A 12,871-nucleotide genomic window follows, 5' to 3' on the forward strand; every position below is an offset into this window, starting at 1 on the left:
GGGCAAAGCATGAGCGCCGCTGGCAAGACGATGGACATGGGACATGTCGTCGATGATGGTCCTTTCAGCCCCGTTCAAAAGATGGCGGTAGTGCTTGCGAGCCTGGCAGCCGTGATGGACGGATTCGATGGCCAACTGATTGGATTCGCGGTGCCCGCTATCCTCAGCGAGTGGAACGTGACGCGGGAGGCGTTTGCGCCTGTGGTTGCCGCCGGTCTGTTCGGCATGGCGATCGGTAGCGTCTCGGTTGGCGCCGTAGCTGATCGCATTGGACGCAGGATTGCGCTGATTGCAAGCGTCTGCGTGTTCGGCATCGCCAGTTTCGCGATGAGTTGTTCCAGTAGCCTGATCGAGCTGGCTGCCTTTCGATTCCTGGCTGGCCTAGGTATCGGCGGAGCACTGCCTACCGCCTCGATCATTGCCGCAGAGTTCACGCCGGCACGATTCCGCACCATGGCAGTCACCGCCACCGTGGTGTGCTATCCGGTTGGCGGCATCCTTGCGGGTCTATTGTCCGCCTCGGTACTGCCAGGTTTTGGCTGGCGAGCTTTGTTTGTCGTCGGGGGAATACTGCCGCTTGTCTTCGCATTGCTGTTAGCGCTCACGCTGCATGAGACGCCGCGATACCTCGCCAGGCGAGCACACCGCCAGGACGAGTTGAAGGCGCTGATAGCCCGGATATGTGGCAGCTTCCAGGAAGGGGTTCGATTCATCGATGCAACGGCAGTTGCCGTCGGCGCGGATACGGGGCTGGCAAAGCTCTTCACCGCGCATTGGATCCGGGACACGGCGGCGCTCTCCGGCAGCTTCTTCATGTGCCTGCTCGCACTTTACAGCGCGTATAGTTGGCTTCCCGCGATGCTCAGCTTTGAAGGTATGGACCTGAGCATTGCTGCAAGCGGTCTCACGGCATACAACGCAGGTGGATTAATCGGCGCGATTCTTTCGGCCTGGCTGGTGTCCCGAATCGGCTCTCGAATTACCCTGGCCACGGCTGCAATTGGGGCGATGCTGAGTGCTGTCTTGTTGCAGGCTCTCTATTCACAGACAACCACAGCAGGATTCATCATCGGAATCGGCGTGCACGGTTTTTTTGTGAATGCGGTACAAGGTCCGATGTACGCAGTCGGGACCCACATATATCCAACAGAGATAAGGGCACGAGGCGTGGGTGCTGCTACGGCCTTTGGCCGACTCGGCGCGATTGCGAGCGCATTCGCCGGGGCAGGCATCATCTCTGCAGGCGGTGCGGCCGCATACTTCTCTCTCCTCGCTGTTGCCATGTTTCTGGTGCTGGTTTGCGTTTGCGCAATCGGCAACCACATTCCGCCCGCTGGCTCTTCCCTCGATGCCGCGGTAGTTTCGGCGGAGTAATTCATACGAAGCAGTCTGGCGCTCCCCAAGATGAATAGGTCAGGCGCCCAAGTGTCGCAGTACATAAATACAATACGAAACGATTCGTATGCATAAAACTTGTCAGATGCAATGAAGCTTGGCCGACTGGCCATACGAAAGAAGACCCATATGGAGGAGACAATGAAGATCAAAGCGATCAGGCTGGCGTGCGTAGTTGCGGCGGCCTGCTACACCCATACAGCCAGTGCGCTTGAGAACGGTACGACGAGCTATCCAAATGGACTCATGACGGTAATGAGCGGCCTGCTTGGAGACCCGGGGACCTACGCATACAGCTATAACAAGTTTCAGAGCATCCGCTCCTTGCGCGGTGCGAACGGGGAGGAGTCACCTCCCGGCGTTGATGGAAGCCTTCAGGCCCATGCGCTTCGCATGGTCCATGTTTTTGAGAGTCCGGTTTTAGGGGGCAACCTGGCCCTGCAGGCCGCAATTCCCTACGTAGATGGAACGCTGCATTTCTCGTCGTTCGGGTTTTCGAGTGGCGGGCGCGGGTTCGGTGATCCGATGTTTGGTGTGCTGCTGGGCTGGAAGTCTCCGGCATTGTTCCAGACAGTTGAGCTGGACCTTGTACCGCGTACCGGGTCCTACGACAAGAATCGGGCGTTTAACCCAGGGAACAATGCAAACACCGTCTATCTCGCATACTCGTTCACGTGGTTCCCCCTCAGAGAGCTTGAAATAAGCTCCAAGATCAACCTGAACATCAGCGGGGAAAATCCCGCGACAAACTATCGGTCCGGGGTTCAGCTGGTCGCGGACTACGGGATCAACTACCACATCGGAAAAATATGGCTAGTCGGAATCGGCGGCTATCTGGCGACACAGCTAACCGACGACAAACAGAACGGGGCGGCAGCGTTTGGCGATGGCCATCGCACCAAGTCGATCACCGTAGGGCCCCAGATCGGTATCGGAACTCCGCAGTGGGGCGCTTTTCTGAGTTGGCAGCGTAGCGTTTACAGTCGCAATGCCGCAAGTACCGACACGGTCTGGCTAAACGGCTATTTTAAGTTCTGAAGCTCCATTGTGTGCATCGCGATGCGCGCCGGGGCGTGGGCAGTACGGCAGCGGCGCGCGCGGACTGGCGCGGAATACGAGCGCTTCGCAGCCAATGGTTGCTGACGGCCTGCCGTTGCTGGCCCTGCGACGATGCAAGCATCTGGTCGTTACAGGGCTGTTCCGGCAAGGGCACGATCAGCGTTGTCGATGTTCTGCGTGCTACCGCCCGCATCTCGACATCCGGCCCGGCAGTTTTGCGGGCGTCAATCGATGGTTCGTATGACCCTTTACCTAGCGCAATCAGAATTGGTGGAACGGCGTTTCAGGGCGATCCAGACGACCTGCCATCTTTCGCTAATCATTGTGGTGGTCGCGGGTTGATCTGACAGCGCGATATGCTAGGCCGGTGCGATCTTTAGTTGCAGTCAACCGGAGTAATGGGATGGAAACGGTCCTTGTCGGCGCTCCTATGGCACATGAATGGAGATCAACTGATGCATGCGTTGAAAATCCGTGCAGCTGCGGTAACCGATGCGGCTCGTATGCGTGCGGTCCATCGAGATGCGGTGATGATCCTCTGCACTGGTTACTATACTCGCCGACAAGTCGATGGATGGTTAGAGGCGTATGATGAGTCTATGTACCTGGCCGGGATTGCGAACGGTTCAGTATGGGTTGTCGACGATGGCGACGTTCAAGGTTTTGTCGAGGCTGTTGGCGACACTGTGACCAAACTCTTCGTGCGGCCGGCCCGGACGATGGGAGGTTTGGGCACTGCGCTATTGGAACATGCTATTTCACAGATTAGTCGTGCGGGTTACGTGCGTGCTTACCTAGAGGCGACCCCGAACTCGAGAGTTTTCTACGAGCGACGTGGGTTCAAGGTCGTCGGCCATGGCTATTCACCACAGGGGAAGCCTGCCGCCAAATTAGAGGTCGTAAGGATGCAACGTCCTATCGCTTAGATCGCCCTCAGGAGTTAAACCAGGACGTTGGCTGCTTCCTTGAAAGAGGAGGCGCTGAAGCGTGGAAGCGTCTATGTCCCTACCGCAGCCACTACCTTCGGTACTGCCAATCGCGGCACGATAATTACATGATCGTGAAATTACAGACTACTCCGGCGCAAGCACGTTCAAGACAGCCTTTGGTGCTCCGCTGGAAAGGGGCAAGGGCTAGTTCTCGCTGGTCCACCCGATCCGATGCCGTGCCTGCGTGGCCTCGTGCCGCGCATCCTCCTCGCTATGCAGGTAGCCGCTCGTCGTCGAGATCGACTGATGCCCAAAATTGTCCCGCACATAGCGCAGGTCGACCTGCTGATCGGTCATGTGCGAGCCGGCGGTGTGGCGCAGCCAGTGCGCCGAGGCACTGGCCAGCAGCGCGGCCTGCGCCTCCCAGTCGGGTCCGCGCGCGCGCAGGCGTGCGGCCGCCAGGCCGAACACTTCCTTCAGGATCAGGTGCAGCGCGCCGCGTGACAGGCCCGGGTTACGCTCCCCGCGCCCCGCGCGTGGCGCGCGGCCGATCACCGGCAGCACCAGCGGCAGGGTTTCGCCCGGCTGCGGTGCCGGAGGCAGGGCGTTGGCGCGGCGGTAGCGCGCCAGTTCGGCGATCAGCTCGTCGGTGGCCGGCACCAGCCGGGTCTTGTTGCCTTTGCCGGTGACCTCCAGCCACCAGCGCTCGATGCCCTGGGCATCGCGCCGGCAGAAGAAGGCCCCCATGGTCGTGGCCGTCAGCTCGGACGCGCGCAGGCCGCCCAGGTAGAGCACGGTCAGCACCCAGCGGCAGCGCGCCGCATGCAGGCGTTCGCGGGCGGTGTCGGTGGGCATGGCCGCCACCGTGTCCTTGACCGTCTCCCACAGGTCGTGGCTCAGATAGCGCGTGATGCGCGGTCTGTTAGGCGCGCGCCGGCGGCGGGCCAGGGCCAGCGGGTTGCCGGCCAGATAGCCCGCTTCGGTCAGCCAGGCGAACAGCGCGTTCAGGATCACCAGCGCCTGGCGCACGCTGCGCGGCGCCAGCGGCCCGGCAAACGGGCGCCAGTCCGGGTGGCTGCGGGCGAGCTTCTTGCTGCCGGCCAGCACCCAGCGCGCGGCCGGTTGCGGGTCGGCGAGGAAGCGCTCGTACGCGAGCAGGTCCTCGTGCGTGAGCGACGACAGCGGCTTGCCCAGCTGCAGCGCGGCCCACAGGATCAAGCGCTCGACCTCGCGCCGGTAGGCGGTCAGCGTCGCCGCGCTGTCGGCATAGCGCGCGAGCCAGGCGGTGACGGCGGCGAGGTCGTCGGCCGCGGCGATGCGCGTGGCGCGGTCCGGGGCGCGGTTGCTGCCTCCGGCGCCGGACAGCGCCGGAGGCAGGCGCAGGCACTCCAGCGGGGTGGGGTGTGCGGTCGGGAGCGGGGCGGCCGGGCCGTCCGCAGGTGGGAGCGGGAGCAGTTCCATGACTAGGCGCCGTATTTATTTTCAAGCATCGGCGAAGCGGGGAAGCGGTCGAGTTGGGCCGCCTTCGGCTGCTATGCCGTCATTGCCGAAGTTTCTGGACCCTACACCCGAATGACGAGGTCGGAATACTTCCAGACGTGTTCGTCTGCCGACAGCAGTCGCAAGGGTTCGGTGATCGCCTGGGCGACCAGCAGCCGATCAAACGGATCTCGATGGTGGTTTGGCAGATGGCGCACCGCGGCGGCATGCGTGTTCGTCACGGGCAGCTCGCGAAAACCTGCGGCGGTCACTTCAGCGATGAGTTCGTCGACATCGACTTCGATCTTGTCGAGGCCCGCCTTGATGGAGATCTCCCAGATGCTGGCCGCACTGATGAAGACCTCCTCGGCCTCCAGGATCAGCCGCTGCGCGGTCTGGCTCAACTTCGGGTCATTGGTGACCGCCCAGAGGAATACATGGGTATCGAGCAGGATGCGCATTACCGTCCCTCGAAGGCGGCCAGCAGCTCATCGGGGAGGGGCGCGTCGAAGTCATCGGCCGTGCGGATCTTGCCCTGCAGCCCGCCAAGGCGCCGTGGGGGCTTGTGCTTGGCGAACGGCACGAGCCGGACCACCGGCTTGCCTGCCTTGGCAATCACGACCTCGTCGCCTGCCGCCACCTCTTCGATGAGCCGCGACAGGTGGGTTTTGGCCTCGTGGATGTTCACCGTCTGCATGATCGTCTCCCAAGATGACTTAGTCTAGCTTAGTCCATGCTAATCGACAAGCGATCGTCAGTGAAACTAATTTTGTTCCCGTCATGGGGGGTGGACACGGAAAATAAGGGCAACCAGAGGGTCGAGTAACAAAACCTTCGGCCGACGGCAAGCGAAAATCCAGCTCGGCCGCCTCAGGTTGAGCCACCTCAGCTTTGCCGAAGTTCTTCACTTCTATATTCGCATCAACGCCGCTTCGGCGAATCCGTCTGCGTTTGTCACGCGCCTGCATGCCATGCAGAACCGGCAGACTCGCCGTGGCACTTGTCGCTGTCGGTGGAGGCTGACTAAGGTGGGATGGCTCTCCCGCTGGGTCAACGTGCACCCCGAGGAGGGCCCCCGCTCGGGCCTGATCTGCCCATACGATATCGCGCTCAACGAACTTCAACTCGGCTGGGGCCGTCCGAACGTGGTGCTCTCCAATCGGCAGGCGGAGCAGGAACGGCAGGGCTTCTGCACTGTTTCTCACGCGATGCGCGACTTGGGCCTCATCCGCTATAGACGGGATGCAGCGGTAGCGCCGGCGGGTGACCTATATGCCGATCAGGACGTCTGGGCCTGCCGCAACAGCGCGCTACACGAGGGGCCGGACTCCCCCTTGCCGACCTGGCTAAACTATGTCGATGTGGCGGCGCATTCCCTCTCGCGTGGCTGACTGACCGGCTCACCCGGCCTACGTGTCCCCGGCCGCGGCGATTCGACTCGACTGCAGCAGGCCAGCCCCGTTCCCGGTGCTCTCGTGCGTGCTGCTGCTGCAGCAAGACGACGAGCAGCCGGCGCGCGCTGCCGAAGGACGGTGAGACCGGCCCGGGCGAGATTATCGGCCGCTATGCCGAGTGGATACCGTACCAGACCGCCAAGGCCTGCTAAGGCCGAGGCGCAGGCCTGATGGAGCGCCTGCCGAAGGCCCGGCCGAATAACGACGGCTGACCATGCGAAAAAGGGGCGCCTGCTGGCGCCCCTTGCTTCAGACGCTGCCCTGGATGGCAGTGCGCACCGTTTGCAGGTGCATGACGAAGCGATCGGGGTCCGTCGTCAATTGCTCGAACCCGTAGTGCTTGTAGAACGCGCCCGCGTTGGCATCGATTGCATCCACGACAATGCAACGAATGCCGATCTGCTCGGCCGTTGCAGTCGTCAGCTCGAGCGCATTCATCAGAAGGTACCCGCCGAGCCCCTGACCCTTGTAGCTCGCGTCTACTGCGAGCCGTGCCAGGAGCACCGCGGGTACGCTCGTCGGGAGCTTTTGGCCGACCATGCCCTCGGTGAGAATCGAGGTTGTGTTGATCGCATAGTATCCAGCGATCTTGGTCGGCTCATCAGCTGTTGTGGCGACGTAGACCTTGATCAGATCCTTGTCGTCTTGCTGGCGTGCTGTTTGGCGCAGCCAGCTGTTCATTACGTCATTCCCGCAATCAAACGCCTTGCGGTCGTGGGACGAATTCAAATGTGTTACCTGTATCTTCACCTTTCGACTTCCTATATCGTGCCATCGCACGCTGCAAGGCTTCGTTTGGCGCAGGCGGGTTATCGAGCATCGAGAGGAAGCGACGGGACTGTTCGGCCGTCAGCTTGATGACCCGGAGGGTCTCTTGATGGTCGATCACCGACTCGGCCGCGCGAAGCGCTGCTTGTACGATGAACTGGTTTAACGTACTTCCAGATAGGTCAGCAGCGAGCTGCAGAACCTCCTGGTTCTCTGCACTTAATCGGGCCGTAATGCGCCCGCGGTCCTGAGTTGTCATGACCTCGTGCTTCGTTGCCATGGTTTTGTTCCCTTGTTTCCGTGTCCTTCGGCGCCTCCCGGCGTGCGGACACGTCGCCCAACTTCGGGCGGATTACATACGGACTGACGTTCATCCCTTTGGCTCTCCATGCCACCGCATGTTTGGCATTGGAAGGGATACCTGAATCATAGTCGCGGTGGTGCCAAAATGCAACCATGTGCCAAAATGGCACCGCCATGGGCCATAGCGCGCGGCTGGGCCGTCGGTTTGCATAATTTTGTTCCCGCTGGTCGCCCGCCGGCTAGCCGTTTCCAAGACGCTGGGAACAATTTTGCGCCAACTAATTTTTCAGAAAATTGTTCTTCCGGCCGACGGTTGAAGCAATTTTGTTCATTTCCCAACAGGTCGGTTAGTCGCTGCCCGGCACGCGCTGCGGCTTACGAAGCCGAGGACGGTCGCCGTCAGGGGCGCCGCGCGCGCCCCTGTGCCAAGCCGGGGGCGCGCGGGCGGGGCCGGATGGGTCGTCGCGGAACTCCTGGCCTCCACGCCGCGGCGCCCGTCAGCCGGGCCCATGGGTGGCCCATGGGGCCCAGGAACAAAATTCTGCAAAAAACGGGAACAAATTTATGCAAACCAACGGAGGCGGAAGGGAGGGTGGCACCCTAGGCATATTTGTAGACATAAGCGGACTTATGTCTAAAGTAGTGCCAGGAAAATTGGATATATATCGTATTACGTAGTAATATTTATCATCACTTTTCAGTCTTTTCTCCCGATGCCCGCTGCCGACCTGGATCTGACCGACGCCGCCCTGCAGGCCGCTATGGCCAACGACATCGCCGAACTGCGCAGCCGCTTTCCCGAGACCCGCGCGCTGTACCGCGAGGTTTGCGGCCTGCTGTTCTTCCGCTACGGCGTCACGCCCACCGCCAACAAGCTCTACAGCCTGGTGCGCAAGGGCAGCATGGGCACGCCCGCCGAGGTGCTGCAGGCGTTCTGGCAGGAACTGCGCGGGCGCACGCGCGTGACCATCGACCATCCCGACTTGCCGGATTCGTTGAAGGACATTGCGGCCGGGGCGGTCCAGACCATCTGGCAGGCGGCCAACGAGGCCGCCACCGGCGAGCTGGCCACGCTGCGCGCCGAGGCCCGCCATGCGGCCAGCGTCGCCGAGGCCGAGCGCGACGCCGCGCGGACCGAGACCGCGGCGGCCCGGGAGGAGGTGGCCGCCATCTCTGCGCAGCTGGCCGAGGCGCGCGAGGCGCACGACGCCGTGCAGGCGGACCTGGCCGCGGAGCGGCAGGCGCACGCGGCGACCCAGGCCCGGCTGGAGGCGGGGCGGGCGGAACTGGACGCCGCCGGGCGGCAACTGGCGGAACTGCGCACCCAATTCTCGACCGAGCTCGAGCGCGCCCGCGAGCAGGTGACCCTCGCGCAGGAACGGGCCGAAGCCAGCGAGCGGCGGAGCTTGCGCGAACTGGACGCGGAGCGTACCGCGCGCCAGCAGAGCGATCGCACGGCCGAAGCGTTGCGCGGCGAACTGGTGGCGGCGCGCAGCGAGGCCCGCGACGCGGCGGTGGCGCAGGCCGAGGTCCGCGCCCGGCTCGAAGCCCAGGCCGCTGCGCTCGCCGATCGGCTCGCCAGCGCCGAGCAGGCGCAGCGCAAATCGGCTCACGACGTGGACGCGGTGCAGGCGGAATTGGCCGCGGCGCAGCGCCGGGCCGAGCGCGCCGAAGCCGAAGCGGCGCTGGCGCGCCAGCTGCTGGCAGAATTGCGGGTGGCGCCGCGCGAGCGGGAAGGTGGGCGGCGGCGCAAGGCCGGCGGCCCGGCGCCGACCGAGAAGCAAGCACAGAGCGAAGAACAGGGCAAAGAACAGGGCAAAGAACAGGATGCACCTGCGGCCTCCCTCAACCCGGATGACGGCAACGATGGCAACGAAGGCAAGTGAAAATGAGCGGGCGGACGCGATCCGCTGGATCCAGGCGCAGATGGCCGACTACGGGCTGACGATGGAGGAACTGGCGGCGGCGGGGTGCTTTGATCCGCCGCCGCCCCCTCCGCCGGTGCCGCGCCCGGTCTGCTACCGCAATGCCGCGGGGCAGAGCTGGAACGGGCAGGGCGACATGCCGGACTGGCTGCGGCGGGCGGTCAATGCAGGGCAATCGGTGGAGTTTTTCCGGATGGGATAGGCAGTCTGTTGTTGCAGCCTCAGCTGCGGGTCTGGCCCCCTCTTTTGATAGCGGCTTTCCCTTGTCTTGGCATGGCAGGGAGGCCGGCGCTCATCGAGCCGCAGGAGCGCGCAGCCTACGAAGGCAGGTTTGCTGCGACCGGTGAGTCATGTCAATAAGTGGAGTCTTGTGGCATCCTTGAACCCAAAAAGGGCGAACATGGAAAAGCTTAGAAACTGTCAGCGATGAACAGCAAGATTCAATGCCCCTTTTGCGGGCTTGCCCCTGAGAGGATCCAGGCTGAGAACGAAGTCGCAGTCTGGATCTACGATGGCTTCCCCATTTCTCCCGGGCATAGCCTCATCGTTCCCAAGAAGCATGTCCGCTCTTTTTTTGAGATCACCGAGTCTGAACAGCTCGCCCTGATGTCATTATTAAGCATTGCCCGGACGAGCATCGACCGTTCACATAAGCCAGATGGATACAACATCGGCATCAATGACGGTGCCGCGGCGGGGCAGACTGTTCCACACCTGCATTTACACTTGATACCTCGTTTCAGCGGCGATCGCGCAGATCCGCGCGGTGGAGTGCGTTGGATTATTCCTGAAAAAGCCGACTACTGGACCGGGATCTAACCATGCAAGGGGATTCGGCGCCGACAGCCGAAGCACAGCTTTCCTTCCTGGCAAAGGTTCAGCGGCTGTTCGCCGAAGGCGATTTCACGGCCACGTACAAATTCGCTCTTTTGATCGCGTTTGCAGATCTTGCGGTTGAACTTGGAAGTGATGACGGGCGCGAGTTGTTACTGACCAACAGCCAGATTGGCCAGCGATTTATCCAACTCTATTGGAATCACACAAGTCCATATGGCGTCGGTCGGCCAGGTTCGCAGCCAGGCATCCTGGTGCAAAACGCCGGAGCCCAGGCAAGGGTGATATCGGCTATTGCCGAATTTCGAGCTCGCGTATCTGCATCGAGTCCACAACTCGCTGCAAAGCATGCCAACTACAGGGACTTGTTGCGCAAAGTGACGGAAACCGTGTCGGCGCAACCCCTGACTTACCTGCAGAACTTTGGTGGGGGAACGGACCCATTTATATATGAGCGAGCAGGTCCGGGAAGGATACGTCTTCATCCTGGAGTGACATATTGCCTGCGGCGGTTCCAGCAGCTCATCCAGCAACTAGCCAGGTCCCATTGGATCGATCATATTAAGGTTAACAGGCGAAACCAAGCCATCCTGGGCGATGCAGACGACTTGGGGGAATTTCTCTTCCATTCGTCCAGGCAATCCCTCGTGGCGCTCGGGGAACGTCTGCGCTTGGTGGACGGAGCTAAGTGTTTCTATTGCGGGTCAGCGGTGGCAAACATGGACGTCGACCACTTTATCCCCTTCACATTGTATCCGCGCGACCTGGCACACAATTTCGTCGTGGCACACCCGGAGTGCAATCGCAGCAAGTCCGACATGCTGGCGGCAAAGCGCCATCTTGAGAAATGGCTACAGCGCCTCGAGTTGAGGTCTGACGATCTTGCCGAGGTAGCTGTTGGCCTGGGATTCCCCTCAGAGCCCGAAATCACGCGTCGCGTCGCGCTTTGGGGATACGGCAGTGCTTTGGCGAGCGGCGGCTCCGCCTGGATAGCACCAAAGCGCTTTGAGGTAGTGGACTCGTCCTATATGCGGTGTTTTGGTGCTTAGTGATTCAAAGAGGGGTTATCGTACCCGGGGATCCGCCTGCAGCAAGGCTCTATCCCGTCCGCCTTTCGCGCGACCAGCGATATTGCAGCCCCTTGAGTCGCAATAGTTTTTGGGATCAAACCGCCGGATTTCACACGAGAAGTACGATCATCCCACTTTCAGTCGCGCCTGGCGGGTGAGCCTAGCGTTGCAATTTTCGATGACCGCGCCCAACTGGTGTCAGCCGGTATGCCAACTCCGCTGGTTGACATTCCCGAATTGGGGCCCTATCTGACGGCCAATCAAATTGGCCTCGCGCCAACCGACGACGATTGGACATCGAATGACTAGCCCGGTCAGGCGAGGAACAGCTCGACACTGCAGCCATACCGCGGGCTGAGAGGCCCCCACGGCCTGCGGCTACTGATTCACGCAATTCAGGGTTTAGACATAATTGCTGGGTACGTCCGACGAACGGTCTGCGGCATCGCCAACCTTGTCGCCGGCGAGAGGTCTTCATCTTTGGAGGGGCAGTGCGGTGCGGCAGGCGCATGGATCTCCGCACTCTATCCGGTTGTCTCTTCCCCGACCCTTTAGCCATTCGACTGCGCGCGGCCAAAAGGCTGAGTCTGGCCGAAACGCGGTCATCCACTTAAGAAAGGTCAATTGTAGTCGGGCCGGGAACCGCCGTAACTGAGGCTCGCTCCGAACTGGAGAAAGTCGGTGCTGACACGGCCATCGATCGAGGGACGAGGAGGGAGGGCGGAAGATGGCCAGGCCGCTGCATGACGCTTCCGGGGCCAGCCAAACACAGATTCGAGATCGATGGGGAATACCTGTCACTGTAAATTGAACGCTATAGACCGACGACAGCGCGCTAGCGGCCCACGCCATCGTGCAGGAAAGCGTGGTTCTTCGCGTTACCTCGAGACATGACCTCCTCGACTGGGAAACACCCCCGTCGCGACGTTACCCGCGAGGGTTCGCCGGGCGTTGATGTAAGGCTAAATGACGCACCGCCTGCTGTTGAGGGTGAAGGGAGCGATTTCTCCCCGCGTGTGGATCGGGTCGTCTACCGGTTACCTCAAGGCATGGATGCGGACCTTATCGGGGTACGGGTCCAGCGGCCGCTTCATCCATTTGACGTATTCCATCGTGGCGATGGGGCGCCCAGAATTTTCACTGCTTCTACCGCCCTGGCGTGACATCGCCCGCGAGTGAGGGATGTGACGCCGTTAGCTCACTACTGAGTTCGACTCTCCTTCTGCCTTATGAATGGCATGCGAAAATGAGACAACTAATCGTTCTGGTTGCGACTCTGCTTTTAGCCGCGTGCGCGAGCACCACAAAATTTCAAAACTACCCGAGTCTGGAGGAAGGTCGAGGACCTACCGCGACAATTTACGTAGTCAGAAGCAATAGTGCTTTCGGTTCTGCAATTACGGCACCGGTCTATGTTGACCGATATTTGATCGGCCGTATTGGCCCGGGAGGTTATCTCACTACCAAAGTGCCAGTAGGACGCATTCACGTCACGTCCACCACTTCGGACGTGATAGCGCAGACGGAACAGAATTCGCGTTACTTCTTTGAAGTCTCGATGCCTGGTCAAATGTGGATGTATGCGCCAGATTTTAATGTCACCTCCATTAGTCGCGATCGCGCAATAGAAGTCCTGGGTTACGATCCCGGGTCAC

At 61.2% G+C, this 12,871-nt stretch carries 13 protein-coding genes; 8 read left to right on the forward strand and 5 right to left on the reverse strand.

Going from position 1 to position 12,871, the window contains the following annotated elements:
• The first annotated feature begins 9 nt into the window (after nt 1-9).
• The 3 genes from K307_RS34350 to K307_RS34360 all read left to right on the forward strand — a co-directional run bounded on the left by K307_RS34350 (nt 10) and on the right by K307_RS34360 (nt 3,380).
• Nucleotides 10-1,374, forward strand: a complete 1,365-nt coding sequence (locus tag K307_RS34350) for an MFS transporter (RefSeq protein WP_042885487.1) — start codon at nt 10-12, stop codon at nt 1,372-1,374.
• Between the two features lie 162 nt (nt 1,375-1,536).
• The gene (locus K307_RS34355; protein ID WP_196251635.1) at nt 1,537-2,433 is read left to right on the forward strand and encodes a SphA family protein; all 897 of its coding nucleotides are present in this window, start codon (nt 1,537-1,539) and stop codon (nt 2,431-2,433) included.
• A gap of 476 nt (nt 2,434-2,909) precedes the next feature.
• Nucleotides 2,910-3,380 carry a GNAT family N-acetyltransferase gene (locus tag K307_RS34360; protein ID WP_042885492.1) on the forward strand — a complete coding sequence of 157 codons (471 nt, stop codon included), beginning with the start codon at nt 2,910-2,912 and terminating at the stop codon, nt 3,378-3,380.
• 207 nt (nt 3,381-3,587) lie between these two features.
• Here K307_RS34360 and K307_RS34365 read toward each other — a convergent pair whose 3' ends face one another.
• The 3 genes from K307_RS34365 to K307_RS34375 all read right to left on the reverse strand — a co-directional run bounded on the left by K307_RS34365 (nt 3,588) and on the right by K307_RS34375 (nt 5,559).
• A complete protein-coding gene (locus tag K307_RS34365; RefSeq protein ID WP_042885494.1) occupies nt 3,588-4,844 on the reverse strand; it encodes a tyrosine-type recombinase/integrase in 1,257 nt (418 codons plus the stop codon).
• 101 nt (nt 4,845-4,945) lie between these two features.
• Nucleotides 4,946-5,323: a type II toxin-antitoxin system VapC family toxin gene (locus tag K307_RS34370; RefSeq protein ID WP_042885497.1), complete on the reverse strand. Its 378-nt coding sequence runs from the start codon at nt 5,321-5,323 to the stop codon at nt 4,946-4,948.
• Nucleotides 5,323-5,559, reverse strand: a complete 237-nt coding sequence (locus K307_RS34375) for a type II toxin-antitoxin system Phd/YefM family antitoxin (protein ID WP_042885498.1) — start codon at nt 5,557-5,559, stop codon at nt 5,323-5,325. Before K307_RS34375 ends, K307_RS34370 begins: the two co-directional genes overlap by 1 nt.
• Before the next feature lie 178 nt (nt 5,560-5,737).
• On the opposite strand from K307_RS34375, the gene K307_RS34380 reads away from it, so the two are divergent.
• Nucleotides 5,738-6,253, forward strand: coding sequence for a hypothetical protein (locus K307_RS34380; RefSeq protein ID WP_042885500.1), 516 nt, complete (start codon nt 5,738-5,740; stop codon nt 6,251-6,253).
• Between the two features lie 312 nt (nt 6,254-6,565).
• Here K307_RS34380 and K307_RS34385 read toward each other — a convergent pair whose 3' ends face one another.
• Both K307_RS34385 and K307_RS34390 read right to left on the reverse strand, forming a co-directional pair.
• Complete coding sequence (locus tag K307_RS34385) at nt 6,566-6,997, reverse strand: GNAT family N-acetyltransferase (RefSeq protein ID WP_051975291.1); 432 nt, start codon at nt 6,995-6,997, stop codon at nt 6,566-6,568.
• A 16-nt stretch (nt 6,998-7,013) separates the two neighbouring features.
• Nucleotides 7,014-7,364, reverse strand: coding sequence for a DUF1778 domain-containing protein (locus K307_RS34390; protein ID WP_051975292.1), 351 nt, complete (start codon nt 7,362-7,364; stop codon nt 7,014-7,016).
• A gap of 736 nt (nt 7,365-8,100) precedes the next feature.
• Here K307_RS34390 and K307_RS34395 point away from each other — a divergent pair.
• From K307_RS34395 to K307_RS34410, 4 genes are all read left to right on the forward strand, one after another.
• Nucleotides 8,101-9,273 carry a DNA-binding protein gene (locus K307_RS34395; protein WP_042885501.1) on the forward strand — a complete coding sequence of 391 codons (1,173 nt, stop codon included), beginning with the start codon at nt 8,101-8,103 and terminating at the stop codon, nt 9,271-9,273.
• Nucleotides 9,254-9,514 (forward strand): H-NS family nucleoid-associated regulatory protein, encoded by a 261-nt coding sequence (locus K307_RS34400; RefSeq protein WP_042885502.1) that lies wholly within the window; start codon nt 9,254-9,256, stop codon nt 9,512-9,514. The genes K307_RS34395 and K307_RS34400 overlap by 20 nt, the downstream gene beginning before the upstream one ends.
• A gap of 224 nt (nt 9,515-9,738) precedes the next feature.
• On the forward strand, nt 9,739-10,131 hold the full coding sequence (locus K307_RS34405; protein WP_042885503.1) for an HIT family protein: 393 nt from the start codon (nt 9,739-9,741) through the stop codon (nt 10,129-10,131).
• Between the two features lie 2 nt (nt 10,132-10,133).
• Nucleotides 10,134-11,195, forward strand: a complete 1,062-nt coding sequence (locus tag K307_RS34410; protein ID WP_042885504.1) for an HNH endonuclease — start codon at nt 10,134-10,136, stop codon at nt 11,193-11,195.
• The last annotated feature ends 1,676 nt before the right edge of the window (nt 11,196-12,871 follow it).

It is taken from the genome of Cupriavidus necator A5-1 (assembly GCF_000744095.1).
Lineage (GTDB): Bacteria > Pseudomonadota > Gammaproteobacteria > Burkholderiales > Burkholderiaceae > Cupriavidus > Cupriavidus necator_A.

Bases quoted from the DNA above. Each gene is read 5' to 3' on its own strand.
- K307_RS34350 (WP_042885487.1), top strand. From the start codon at position 10: ATGAGCGCCGCTGGCAAGACGATGGACATGGGACATGTCGTCGATGAT.
- K307_RS34375 (WP_042885498.1), bottom strand. From the start codon at position 5,559: ATGCAGACGGTGAACATCCACGAGGCCAAAACCCACCTGTCGCGGCTC.
- K307_RS34355 (WP_196251635.1), top strand. From the start codon at position 1,537: ATGAAGATCAAAGCGATCAGGCTGGCGTGCGTAGTTGCGGCGGCCTGC.
- K307_RS34400 (WP_042885502.1), top strand. From the start codon at position 9,254: ATGGCAACGAAGGCAAGTGAAAATGAGCGGGCGGACGCGATCCGCTGG.
- K307_RS34385 (WP_051975291.1), bottom strand. From the start codon at position 6,997: ATGAACAGCTGGCTGCGCCAAACAGCACGCCAGCAAGACGACAAGGAT.
- K307_RS34370 (WP_042885497.1), bottom strand. From the start codon at position 5,323: ATGCGCATCCTGCTCGATACCCATGTATTCCTCTGGGCGGTCACCAAT.
- K307_RS34360 (WP_042885492.1), top strand. From the start codon at position 2,910: ATGCATGCGTTGAAAATCCGTGCAGCTGCGGTAACCGATGCGGCTCGT.
- K307_RS34405 (WP_042885503.1), top strand. From the start codon at position 9,739: ATGAACAGCAAGATTCAATGCCCCTTTTGCGGGCTTGCCCCTGAGAGG.
- K307_RS34365 (WP_042885494.1), bottom strand. From the start codon at position 4,844: ATGGAACTGCTCCCGCTCCCACCTGCGGACGGCCCGGCCGCCCCGCTC.
- K307_RS34390 (WP_051975292.1), bottom strand. From the start codon at position 7,364: ATGGCAACGAAGCACGAGGTCATGACAACTCAGGACCGCGGGCGCATT.
- K307_RS34395 (WP_042885501.1), top strand. From the start codon at position 8,101: ATGCCCGCTGCCGACCTGGATCTGACCGACGCCGCCCTGCAGGCCGCT.
- K307_RS34410 (WP_042885504.1), top strand. From the start codon at position 10,134: ATGCAAGGGGATTCGGCGCCGACAGCCGAAGCACAGCTTTCCTTCCTG.